This window comes from Rhizobium sp. FKY42 (assembly GCF_005222835.1).
Classification (GTDB): Bacteria; Pseudomonadota; Alphaproteobacteria; order Rhizobiales; family Rhizobiaceae; genus Neorhizobium.
This window is the reverse complement of the sequence record NZ_STGA01000008.1, coordinates 126,636-138,429: the sequence shown is the minus strand read 5'-3', so window position 1 is coordinate 138,429 and position 11,794 is coordinate 126,636. Positions and strand designations below refer to the sequence as shown.

General features: G+C 56.1%; 13 protein-coding genes and 1 riboswitch. Of the genes, 7 read left to right on the top strand and 6 right to left on the bottom strand.

The genetic code is table 11. The features are described 5' to 3' along the window. Positions 1-16 precede the first annotated feature (16 nt). Positions 17-850 (top strand): S-formylglutathione hydrolase, encoded by an 834-nt coding sequence (gene fghA, locus E8M78_RS04780; RefSeq protein WP_137133968.1) that lies wholly within the window; start codon positions 17-19, stop codon positions 848-850. Positions 851-979: 129 nt separating this feature from the next. Continuing rightward, on the top strand, positions 980-1,294 hold the full coding sequence (locus E8M78_RS04775) for a multidrug efflux SMR transporter (RefSeq protein WP_137133967.1): 315 nt from the start codon (positions 980-982) through the stop codon (positions 1,292-1,294). A 309-nt stretch (positions 1,295-1,603) separates the two neighbouring features. Here the strand turns inward: E8M78_RS04775 and E8M78_RS04770 are convergent, their stop codons facing one another. The 5 genes from E8M78_RS04770 to crcB form a co-directional block, all read right to left on the bottom strand. Next, the gene (locus E8M78_RS04770) at positions 1,604-2,008 is read right to left on the bottom strand and encodes a hypothetical protein (protein WP_137133966.1); all 405 of its coding nucleotides are present in this window, start codon (positions 2,006-2,008) and stop codon (positions 1,604-1,606) included. A gap of 158 nt (positions 2,009-2,166) precedes the next feature. Beyond that, positions 2,167-2,949, bottom strand: coding sequence for an ATP12 family chaperone protein (locus tag E8M78_RS04765; protein ID WP_137133965.1), 783 nt, complete (start codon positions 2,947-2,949; stop codon positions 2,167-2,169). Between the two features lie 12 nt (positions 2,950-2,961). Then, positions 2,962-3,615: an HAD-IA family hydrolase gene (locus E8M78_RS04760; RefSeq protein WP_137134011.1), complete on the bottom strand. Its 654-nt coding sequence runs from the start codon at positions 3,613-3,615 to the stop codon at positions 2,962-2,964. A 1-nt stretch (position 3,616) separates the two neighbouring features. Beyond that, entirely contained in the window at positions 3,617-4,612 is a 996-nt protein-coding gene (locus tag E8M78_RS04755) for an RluA family pseudouridine synthase (RefSeq protein ID WP_137133964.1), read from the bottom strand. Between the two features lie 88 nt (positions 4,613-4,700). After that, positions 4,701-5,078 carry a fluoride efflux transporter CrcB gene (gene crcB / locus E8M78_RS04750; RefSeq protein ID WP_137133963.1) on the bottom strand — a complete coding sequence of 126 codons (378 nt, stop codon included), beginning with the start codon at positions 5,076-5,078 and terminating at the stop codon, positions 4,701-4,703. A gap of 110 nt (positions 5,079-5,188) precedes the next feature. Here crcB and E8M78_RS04745 point away from each other — a divergent pair, with 110 nt between their 5' ends. The 5 genes from E8M78_RS04745 to E8M78_RS04725 all read left to right on the top strand — a co-directional run bounded on the left by E8M78_RS04745 (position 5,189) and on the right by E8M78_RS04725 (position 10,886). Then, positions 5,189-5,461: a hypothetical protein gene (locus E8M78_RS04745; RefSeq protein WP_137133962.1), complete on the top strand. Its 273-nt coding sequence runs from the start codon at positions 5,189-5,191 to the stop codon at positions 5,459-5,461. Positions 5,462-5,621: 160 nt separating this feature from the next. Then, positions 5,622-5,709: riboswitch (glycine riboswitch) on the top strand. 220 nt (positions 5,710-5,929) lie between these two features. Beyond that, complete coding sequence (gene gcvT / locus E8M78_RS04740) at positions 5,930-7,000, top strand: glycine cleavage system aminomethyltransferase GcvT (protein ID WP_246658230.1); 1,071 nt, start codon at positions 5,930-5,932, stop codon at positions 6,998-7,000. Between the two features lie 19 nt (positions 7,001-7,019). Continuing rightward, complete coding sequence (gene gcvH / locus E8M78_RS04735; protein WP_137133961.1) at positions 7,020-7,382, top strand: glycine cleavage system protein GcvH; 363 nt, start codon at positions 7,020-7,022, stop codon at positions 7,380-7,382. Then, positions 7,382-10,246, top strand: coding sequence for an aminomethyl-transferring glycine dehydrogenase (gene gcvP, locus E8M78_RS04730; protein WP_137133960.1), 2,865 nt, complete (start codon positions 7,382-7,384; stop codon positions 10,244-10,246). The genes gcvH and gcvP overlap by 1 nt, the downstream gene beginning before the upstream one ends. Positions 10,247-10,562: 316 nt before the next feature. Beyond that, a complete protein-coding gene (locus E8M78_RS04725) occupies positions 10,563-10,886 on the top strand; it encodes a flagellar basal body protein (protein WP_137133959.1) in 324 nt (107 codons plus the stop codon). 76 nt (positions 10,887-10,962) lie between these two features. Here the strand turns inward: E8M78_RS04725 and E8M78_RS04720 are convergent, their stop codons facing one another. Then, a complete protein-coding gene (locus E8M78_RS04720) occupies positions 10,963-11,787 on the bottom strand; it encodes a ferredoxin--NADP reductase (protein WP_137133958.1) in 825 nt (274 codons plus the stop codon). Positions 11,788-11,794: the final 7 nt, after the last annotated feature.

The following is an 11,794-nucleotide window of genomic DNA, read 5'->3' as shown; positions in this document are numbered from 1 at the left end:
CGTAAGGACATTAGAAATGAAAGTCATCTCCCAGAATACGGCGTTTGGCGGCATGCAAGGCGTTTTCCAGCATCAGTCGGAAGCGTGCAATTGTGAAATGACCTTTGCGGTATTTGTGCCTCCGCAGGCAATCACTGAAAAAAGACCGGTTCTCTGGTTCCTGTCCGGCCTGACCTGCACCCATGCCAATGTCATGGAGAAGGGGGAATACCGGCGGCTTGCAGCAGAACTCGGGCTGATCATCGTTTGCCCGGATACCAGCCCAAGAGGCAATGATGTTCCTGACGAACTGACGAATTGGCAGATGGGCAAAGGCGCAGGCTTCTACCTCGATGCGACCGCGATGCCTTGGTCTGAACATTACCGGATGTATACCTATATCACCGAGGAATTGCCTTCATTGATCGGCGAGCACTTCCGTGCCGACATGGCACGTCAGGGAATATTCGGGCATTCTATGGGTGGCCATGGCGCGATGACCATCGCGCTGAAAAACCCTGACCGCTTCAAAAGCTGTTCGGCATTCGCTCCTATCGTTGAGCCATCCACCGCTGATTGGTCCGCACCCGCGTTGGAAAAATATCTGGGCTCGGACAAAGCCAACTGGCGGGCCTATGATGCATGCGCCCTCGTTCAGGATGGCGCCCGCTTCCCGGAATTTCTGATCGATCAGGGTAAGGCTGATAGTTTTCTGGAAAACGGATTGCGTCCATGGCTCTTCGAGGAAGCTGTTCAGGGCACAGGGATCGGCCTGACCTTGCGCATGCACGAACGCTACGATCACTCTTACTATTTCATTTCGACCTTCATGGATGATCATCTGAGTTGGCACGCCGAGCGACTCGCATAGAATTCAGCAGGGCTTGAAATACGTCAGGTCGCGCATTATCTGCTTTCCTGCGCAGACGACTGCGTATGCTTTTCCTCTCGAAGCATGGTGAACCGGCGGGGACGACCTCGCTCTCAAAAGGAGCGATACATGCCCTGGATATACCTGTTCCTCGCCGGCGTGCTCGAAGTTGGTTGGGCCATCGGTCTGAAATATACCGAAGGTTTCACGCGCCCTCTCCCGACAATCCTGACTGTCTTATCCATGATTGCAAGCGTTGGCTTGCTAGGGCTGGCTGTGCGCGACTTGCCTATTGGCAAGGCCTATGCTGTCTGGACCGGCATCGGCACGGTTGGCGCCGTAACACTTGGCATGGCTTTGTTTGGTGATCCGGCGACAGTTGCACGCATTGCCTGCATTGGTCTTATCCTGATCGGCATTGCCGGATTGAAGCTGACCAGTTGACGCAAAGAGAAGCGAAGTTCGAAACCGCCGACCACACGCCTTTCTCGGCGTATTCTACCAGATCCAGATAGCGCGCTTTGCCTTGATCTCCCTTCAGCTTGAGATCGAACCAGGCCGAAGCAAAATGTTGAGCGATATTGTTCATGCGCACTCATCGCAACAATGCACGCCCCTGCCAGGAGGTTAAACTTCATCACTATCTCCTCCAAACGATTCCGTTTCGAAAAAAGGGAATCATGCTCACAACTCGTCCATCAAAACCGAAGATGCATAAGTTAGAAAGACAGAATATGAATATTGAATGAAATCTCAGAATCTTGGAAACAGGGCGGTGGCAAGGGTCGAGGGTCCAGTTTCCTGCAGACGAAACTCGAACGAGATGCGATCGGCGATCCGCTTCGCTAAAGCCACGTCACCATGCTCTGCATAAAGGGAAAATGAGGAGACGGAGAAAACTCCGGCCGCGATCTTTTCTCCATTGCCGACTGCTGTCGCATCAACGGAAACCTCAGCGCTGAAACGACCGCCGACAATGTATTCCTGTCGTTTTACCTCGATGATCCGGACAGTAAGAACGGCGCGGGGAAGCAACGTCGCTCGAAAAGTCGCGCGTATGGCTTCATCCACGAGCCGGTCGGTTTCCGTTACCAGTCGCCGGGATACGGTGGGTGATGCGCTGACGAATGCGCCACGGACATCATAAAGGACAGCCATTTCCGGAGGGCGATCTCCCGGCGTAAGGCGAAAGCTGCTGAAAGTCAGCCACGCCAGCAAAAGCAACAAAACTCGAACGAAAGCGCTGTTCATGGACCACCGGAAGAATTTATCCGATGGTCTCAGAACAGGGTTAGAGTTCCGTTAAATTCGGCCTTTCAGGAGCGCAAAGAATTAAATACTGCAACCGCTGCCTGCAGTTCATTGTAACGCTTGGAGCGCCTCGCCTCAGCCTCCGCATCGACGCCCCAGTGCTCATTGGTCCAATCTTCGTCCAGATGAGCTAGTCTCCATGCGTCGTCAATACCGATGAACCCCATGGCAAATGCCAGAGCCAGCATGGCTGACCCGGTGAGAGATGTGACCGTGTGAAGCGCGGCGAGTTCCAAAGGTGTGGCAAAGGGTCTGAGGGCATCGGCAAACGCCGCGACAGCGTCATCTGGCTGTTTCTGTGGCATGATCCCTTCAATCAGGATGAAGCGCGCACCAACCTCGCTGGCCAGCCACTCCATGACAGGATCCCATTCTGCGGTCTGGCGAGCGACAAGTTCCACCGGACCATCTGCGCGGTAGCACAGCATATCGCTGCCGGAGAAGCGAACGATTTCCTCGAATACCGCCTGCATCTCGATTGCGACGCCATCAATCGCGGTGTTGACCAGACGCGTGACCGGCATGGTGGATGGATCGACTGTTTCGCTTTGCGCATCCCACTCGGATCGAAGCAAGGCGGCCAATGCCTCCGTCGGGACTTTCAGGGTATGCTTTGCCGGCGTTTTGATCGCTTTCCCGTCGAGCAGGATGGCAAACTCTTCACCGACTGGACTTACGGAGACCTCCTTGTAGAAGCGCTTCGGAAGCGGCTTCTGCATTTGAATCTGCGCACGACGGGTTGGATCTGGATGGCTAAGACCATCTGGAAGATCAAAGAGTTCTCTCATTTTCGGGCTTCCTCAGCCAATCAGTCTCAAAAGGTCATCTGGTGTCCGGGCAATTACGTCTGCGCCGGCTGAAAGCAAATCGGCAACTGAGGCATAGCCCCAGGCTACACCAATCGCCGTGGCGCCGGCCGCTTTCGCCATCTGCATATCGTAGATGGCATCGCCAATGACAAGCGTACGCGAAGGGACAATACCGCTCTCATCGCAGCATTCAGTAACCATTGCCGGATGCGGCTTCGATGGACACTCGTCCGCAGTCCGGCTCACCGTGAACAGTCTGCCTAAGCGATGCGTTTCCACGATCATGTTCAGACCACGGCGTGATTTGCCAGTTACTGCGCCACAGATCAATTCATCGCGGGCTTCAAGTGAAGTCAGCACATCACGTATTCCGTCGAAGAGTGGTTCTTCGAAGCCGAGTTCGGCACGCGTTGGCAGGAAGATGGATTTGTAATAGGCCATCATGGCGACGGCCTCTTCATCTGCATGGGCTTTCCCCTGCAGCCGCGCGATTGCGATATCGAGCGTCAATCCAATTATGGACTTCGTTTGCTCCAGCGTTGGCGCCGCATGTTGGAACCGGATGAAGGTTCGAACCATCACCTCGTGGATCAGCTTCGCGCTGTCGACAAGCGTTCCATCGCAATCGAAAAGAACGAGACGCAGATCACTCATCGTCATCTATCGCGCCATCCGCCTGATCGAAACCAAGCAGGTTCCAGCTCTGCACCATGTGGGGCGGCAGCGGCGCAGTGACACGCAGGCGCCCGCCAGAAGGATGCGGGATATCGATGTGGCGGGCGTGGAGATGCAGACGCTTCTGCACACCGCCTGGGAAATCCCAATTCGGGTCGTCCTCGAAATATTTCGGATCACCAATGATGGGGTGACCGATGTGAAGCGCATGCACACGCAGCTGGTGCGTACGCCCCGTATAGGGCTCCATCTCGAGCCACGACAGTCTTTGCGCAGCGGTATCGATTACGCGATAATAGGAAACTGCGTGATCAGCCCCCTCTTCCCCGTGCTTGGCGATACGCATACGGTCGCCATCGGGCGTCTGCTCCTTGACGAGCCAAGTGGAAATCTTGTCCTCGCGCTTGCGTGGCAGCCCTTTGACCAGTGACCAGTAGGTCTTCTTGGTGTCACGCTCGCGAAATGCGGCAGTCAGCTTTTGGGCAGCACCGCGCGTACGGGCGATCACCAGAACGCCGGATGTATCTCTGTCAAGGCGGTGCACCAGGCGCGGCTTCTCGCCCTTCTGGCTCACCCAGGCATCCAGCATCTTATCGATATGTCTAGTGACACCGGAACCTCCCTGTACGGCCAGACCGGCAGGTTTGTTCAGAACGAAAACCTTGTCGTCCTCATGCAGCAACATACGCGCCAGCAAATGGGCATCATCGGCGTGCTTGAGATCCTTGCCAGCGATCGGGCCACTCTTGATCTTGGGATCAACGTCCATGGGCGGGACGCGTACCATCTGTCCCGGCTGAATGCGGGTGTCGGATTTGACCCGGCCACCATCCACCCGGATCTGTCCGGATCGCAGCAGCTTTTGGAGCGCGCCAAAGCCGAGACCCGGATAGTGGATCTTGAACCATCTATCGAGGCGCATACCCGCCTCGTCCGCGTCAACGCGGATATGCTCGATGCCAGCCATCGAACCTCTTTCCTGAAACCTGTTTATCAAGGTTCAGCCTTTAGATGATTTCGCGTCCGATTGGAAAGGGTCAGTTGGGAAATAGAGGTCAGAGCAGCGCGCGACCGACCGCAAAACCGGCAAAAGTTGCAATCAGCGAAATGACCACGCTGGAAAATACGTAAATCACGGCCGATGAGACCGCCCCCTTCTCGATTAGCGCCACGGTATCAAGGGAGAACGACGAAAACGTAGTAAATCCGCCAAGAATGCCAACGACAAGCAGCAGCCGCATTTCCAAAGACGCGTCAAACCTCCGCGCAACCAGTTCCGTCAGCAAACCGATTGCGAACGACCCGACAATATTGACCGTGATTGTCCCCCAGGGAAAAGCGGGGCCCATCAGCCTCGTCATCAGGATGCCGGTGAGATAGCGGCAAACAGAACCAAAGGCGCCACCTACGGCCACGAGGACTATGTTCAGCATTTTCGTACCAGATGAGTTGAAAGTCCGGTTGTCTACAATTCTAGGAAACAGCTTAAGCTTCCTTGAGGTCGGTGACGATATACTCAAGGAAACTAGACGTGGATATGGTCATGACACAAGTCCTATCAATTTCCGCCACAACGGCCGCTTACGCCATGGAGGCCGCGAAGCCGGCTCGCAGGATCTCGACGAAAGATCAAGTTCGCGATGTGAAGAACGATGCGGAAACCAACGAGATTGCTAAAACTGGCAGTGGGGAGAAGGCGGAAGCAGTGGCGCTTATACCTCCGCTTGCGCTGAGTCTCGGTGATACCATGCAGCGAAACGCCGAAAGCTTCCCGAGCCTGCAAGATGTCAGCAAGGCCTACGAGGAGACCGAATAGCCGGTCGCTATGTAGGTCATTCCCGTCTCTGTTCTTTCTGGATTTCGTCCCGTTACAGCCACAGAGCCTAAATTCGCAACACAGTAAAGTCGCGCGACAAATTTCGTGTCCATTGCGACATTTGCCCTTGCCAACTGGCATCCTGCTCTCATAATGACGGCACATCTCGTTGGGAGAAACCGCTTCGATGCGGCGCCGAAGGAGCAACCGCCCCGGAAACTCTCAGGCAAAAGGACCAGCGAGACCTACAGAACTCTGGAGAGAAGCCTTTTCTACGCGAAGGGCTCGCCGAAGGGATAACAATCTCAGGCGCAAAGGACAGAGGGGGCTCTTTGAAAGGCGCTGTTTTGGCGTCAGTAACTGAGCCCGTGCGGCCAAGCCGCACATGATCTGGAGGCGTTCTTGACCGATAGCGGCCCACTGTCCACAACTCCACTCCATGCACTTCACATCTCACTTGGCGCACGCATGGTGCCGTTTGCGGGGTATGACATGCCGGTGCAATATCCGGCAGGTGTTTTGAAGGAACATCTTCATACGCGTGCAAAGGCTGGCCTCTTTGACGTCTCTCACATGGGCCAGGTTCTGGTAACGGCAGCCACTGGTGCCGTTGCCGATGCAGCCCTCGCGCTGGAAAAACTGGTTCCGGTCGATATCCTGGGTCTGAAGGAAGGTCGCCAGCGCTACGGCTTCTTTACGGATGACAACGGCGGGATTCTGGATGATCTGATGATCACCAATCGTGGCGATCACTTGCTTGTCGTGGTCAACGCGGCATGCAAGGATGCAGATGTAGCTCACATGAAGACTCACCTTACCGGCTGCACCGTAACCCTTCTGAAAGATCGCGCCCTGATCGCGCTTCAGGGGCCGGCAGCGGAGGCCGTTCTCGCCTCGCTTGCACCCGAAGTTGCCGCCATGAAGTTCATGGACGTTCGTGATGTGACTTTGGTGGGTGTTGCCTGCATCGTCTCCCGTTCCGGCTATTCAGGTGAAGACGGATACGAAATTTCTGTTCCTTCGGATAAAGCCGAGGAACTGGCGAAGGCACTCCTGGCCCATGACGATTGCGAAGCCATTGGTCTGGGTGCACGCGATTCCCTGCGTCTGGAGGCGGGTTTATGCCTCTACGGAAACGACATCGACACGACGACCTCACCGATCGAGGCTTCACTGGAATGGGCCATCCAGAAGGCACGCCGGACTGGCGGCGAGCGTGAAGGTGGCTTTCCGGGCGCAGAACGCATTCTCAGCGAATTAGCAAACAAGACAAGCCGCCGCCGCGTGGGCCTGAAGCCCGAGGGCAAGGCACCTGTGCGCGCCCATGCCAAACTTTTTGCGGATGCTGAAGGCCAGCGAGAAATCGGCGAAGTTACATCCGGGACATTCGGTCCTTCTGTCGAAGGCCCCGTTGCCATGGGTTACGTGCCCAGCGAGCTCGCGGTGCCCGGCCAACAGGTCTTTGCGGAAGTTCGAGGCAAATACCTGCCGCTAACGGTCTCGTCCCTGCCCTTCATTACCCCTACCTACAAACGCTAAAAAACTTCCGGAGAGAACCATGTTGAAATTTACCGCTGAACACGAATGGCTGAAGCTTGACGGCGATGTTGCCACCGTTGGCATCACGCAGCACGCTGCAGATCAGCTGGGTGATCTCGTCTTCGTGGAACTGCCGGAAGTCGGCAGCACATTTGCCAAGAACGGTGAAGCCGCAACGGTCGAGAGCGTGAAGGCTGCGTCCGACGTGTATTGTCCACTCGACGGCGAGATCGTTGAGATCAACGAGGCGATCACCTCCGACCCATCGCTGGTCAATTCCGATCCGCAGGGCGCCGGCTGGTTCTTCAAACTGAAGCTCAGCAATGTTGCTGACGCCAATGATCTGCTGGACGAAGCTGCCTATAAGGAGCTGGTTGGCTAATGTCTGACACCCGCGATTTTCATTTCACCGACTATCAGCCCTATGATTTCGCCAATCGGCGGCACATTGGTCCGTCTCCTTCCGAAATGAAGGAAATGCTGAAGGTTATCGGGTATCCGTCGCTCGACGCCCTGATCGACGCAACGGTTCCGTCCTCCATTCGCCAGCGCGAGCCACTGGCATGGGGTGCGGCGCTGACCGAACGCGAGGCGCTGGATCGTCTGCGTGAGACCGCAAACAAGAACCAGCCCCTGACCTCACTTATTGGTCAGGGTTATTATGGCACCATTACGCCTCCGGTTATCCAGCGCAATATTCTCGAAAACCCTGCCTGGTACACGGCCTACACCCCCTACCAGCCAGAGATTTCCCAAGGGCGTCTGGAAGCCCTGCTGAACTTCCAGACCATGATCTGCGACCTGACAGGTCTGGATGTCGCCAATGGTTCGCTTCTCGATGAAGCAACCGCAGCCGCTGAAGCCATGGCGCTCTGCCAACGTCAGGCAAAGTCCAAGGCAACAGCCTTCTTCGTGGATGCGTCCTGCCATCCACAGACGATCGCGTTGATTGAAACCCGCGCGGCCCCGCTGGGCTGGAAGGTGATCGTTGGCAATCCGTTTACAGATCTCGATCCGGTGGATGTATTCGGCGCGATTTTCCAGTATCCGGGCACACATGGCCATGCGCATGATTTCTCCGGTCTCATAGCCCGTCTGCACCAGACCGGTGCCGTGGCAGCGATGGCGTCCGACTTGCTGGCGCTGACGCTTCTAAAGTCTCCGGGTGAAATGGGTGCGGATATCGCAATCGGTTCCTCCCAGCGCTTTGGCGTGCCGATGGGTTATGGCGGCCCACATGCGGCGTTCATGGCTGTGAAGGATGCGCACAAACGCTCCATGCCGGGTCGTCTCGTTGGCGTCTCGGTCGATGCACGCGGCAACCGCGCCTATCGTCTGAGCCTTCAGACTCGCGAGCAGCATATTCGTCGCGAAAAGGCGACCTCCAACATCTGCACCGCGCAGGTTCTGCTCGCCGTCATGGCGTCCATGTACGGCGTATTCCACGGTCCGGAAGGGCTGAAGGCGATTGCACAGCAGGTTCACAAGAAAGCTGTGCTCATGGCCAAGGGCCTGGAAAAGCTCGGCTATACGGTAGAGCCTGATGCATTCTTTGATACGATCACCGTCGAGGTCGGTCATATGCAGGGCCTCATCCTGCGCGCAGCCGTTGCCGAAGGCGTGAACCTTCGCAAGGTTGGCACGACAAAGATCGGTATGTCGCTGGATGAGCGCACGCGTCCGGCAACGCTGGAAGCTGTCTGGCGCGCCTTCGGCGGCAACTTCAAGGTATCCGACTTCGAAGCAGATTACCGTCTGCCGAAGGATCTGCTGCGCACGTCGGCCTATATGACGCATCCGATCTTCCACATGAACCGTGCTGAGAGCGAAATGACGCGCTACATCCGCCGTCTTTCGGATCGCGATCTGGCACTTGATCGTGCAATGATTCCGCTCGGCTCGTGCACGATGAAGCTTAACGCCACTGCTGAAATGCTTCCGATCACATGGCCGGAATTTTCCGACATGCATCCTTTCGCCCCGGTCGAACAGGCTGCAGGCTACAGGGAAATGATCGAGGATCTGTCTGCGAAGCTCTGCCAGATCACCGGCTACGACGCATTCTCCATGCAGCCGAATTCCGGTGCGCAGGGTGAATATGCGGGCCTCTTGACCATCCGCAACTACCACATCGCCCGCGGCGACACGCATCGCGATGTCTGCCTCATCCCGACCTCCGCGCACGGCACCAACCCGGCCTCTGCGCAGATGGTGGGCATGAAGGTGGTGCCGGTAAAAGCCAAGGACAACGGTGACGTCGATCTCGACGACTTCCGCGCCAAGGCCGAGCAATATTCCGCCAATCTCTCTGCCTGCATGATCACCTACCCGTCCACCCATGGCGTGTTCGAGGAAACAGTTCGTGAGATCTGCGAAATCACGCACCAGCACGGCGGCCAGGTCTATCTCGATGGTGCGAACATGAACGCCATGGTTGGTCTTTCTCGTCCTGGCGATATTGGGTCTGACGTTTCGCACCTCAATCTGCACAAGACATTCTGCATTCCGCATGGCGGCGGTGGGCCGGGCATGGGACCGATCGGCGTCAAATCGCATCTCGCCCCATATCTTCCAGGACACCCGGAATGGGACGGACGCGACGGCGCGGTCTCGGCTGCACCGTTTGGCTCTCCGTCTATTCTGCCGATCAGTTGGTCTTACTGCCTGATGATGGGCGGCGAAGGCCTGACGCAGGCGACCAAGGTGGCAATCCTGAACGCCAACTACATCGCCGCACGCCTGTCGGGTGCCTATGAAGTCCTCTACAAGTCTGCAGCCGGACGCGTGGCGCATGAATGCATCATCGACACACGCCCCCTGAGCGCTTCAGCCGGTGTCACCGTCGACGACATTGCGAAGCGCCTCGTCGACTGCGGCTTCCATGCACCGACCATGAGCTGGCCGGTTGCCGGAACCCTGATGATCGAACCGACCGAATCGGAAACCAAGGCGGAGATTGACCGCTTCTGCGATGCGATGCTGGCGATCCGCGAGGAAGCGCGCCAGATCGAAGAAGGCAAGATGGATCGGGAAAACAACCCGCTCAAGAATGCACCGCATACGGTCGAGGATCTGGTCGGCGAATGGAACCGTCCCTACTCTCGCGAGCAGGCATGCTTCCCGCCAGGCTCCTTCCGCGTGGACAAGTATTGGTCTCCAGTCAACCGTATCGACAACGTCTATGGTGACCGAAACCTCGTCTGCACCTGCCCTCCGATGGAGGAATATGCAGAGGCTGCTGAGTAACCGGAAAATCCGCTCCCGGTTCTCGGACCGGGAGCGGAATGTCGATGCCAAATTTGCCGTAACGCCCTGATGTTCGTCATATCAGCTGCATGAATAGCGGCTCCGTAGACACATACGGAGCCGATTTTTTATTAAACTGTAGTTAAGTTGGACGGGTTATTGCCAAGTCGTAAATTGTTCCACTGAAGTGGACCACATGGGCATACATCACTTGACTGAGTTTACATCTCATCAATCCTACCGGCGTATCATCCGCGACAACGATCTATTCGTTGGTTAGGGTCATCGTCAGGCAGAATTGCCTGGAGAGGTGAAAATGAGCTTGAGCGGTGTTATGAATTCGGCCCTGTCTGGCATGCAGGCACAGGTTACGCGGCTTTCTTCCACTGCCAACAACATTGCAAATGTTGACTCATCGAACTACAGTCGCCTCTCCACCCAATTCAGCGCCACTCCTGGCGGTGGCGTACAGGCAGATCTATTTCAACCTCAACAGCCGGGCGCTGAGGGAAATGGAGTAAACATCGGGCAGGAAATGCTTGAGCTAACAGAAGCTTCGCTATCATTCAAAGCCAACGCCGCCGTCTTTGAGACAGGCGCCGATCTGTGGCAGCTACTGGCGACAATCAAGCGCGACTAACACACTTTGTCTCCCAAGACAAAAAAGGCTCTGGATCGATCGATCCAGAGCCTTTTCCGTAAAACGTAGCGATAGATCAGCCCACGAATGCGCGTTCGATCACGAATTCTGCCGGCTTGTTATTCGCCCCTTCTGTAAGACCTGCCTTTTCCAGCAGCTCCTTGGTATCCTTCAACATTGCGGTGGAACCGCAAATCATGCCGCGGTCAACAGCGGGATCGAGCGGCGGAACACCCAGATCGGTAAACAGCTTGCCGTTCTCGATGAGATCGGTAATCCGTCCCTGATAGGTATAGGCTTCGCGAGTGACGGTCGGGTAATGCTTCAGCTTGTCACCGACAACTTCTGCCAGAAACTCGTGATTGCGAATTTCCTCCATGAGGTCGAAACCGTATTTCAATTCAGCTATCTCACGGCATGTATGTGTGAGAATAACCTCGTCAAACTTTTCATAGGTTTCCGGATCGCGGATAAGACTCGCGAATGGAGCAATGCCGGTACCGGTGGAGAACATGTAGAGGCGCTTTCCAGGCGTCAGCGCGTCCAGCACAAGAGTGCCGGTCGGCTTCTTGCGCATCAGAACCGTATCGCCAGGCTTGATCTTCTGAAGATGTTGCGTCAGCGGACCGTCCTGAACTTTGATGGAGAAGAACTCCAGTTCTTCATCCCAGGCGGGACTTGCGATGGAGTAAGCGCGATAAATCGGCTTTTCACCAACCATCAGGCCGATCATCGCAAATTCGCCAGACCGGAAGCGGAAGCCTGCAGGGCGCGTCATGCGGAAGCGAAACAAATGATCCGTATAGTGTTCGACGGCCAGAACAGTTTCCGCATAAACTCCATCCGGAATATTGGCGGGTGCCTTGGCGGCAAATTCTTCAGTCTTGGCGGAAACGTTCATTCGTGCG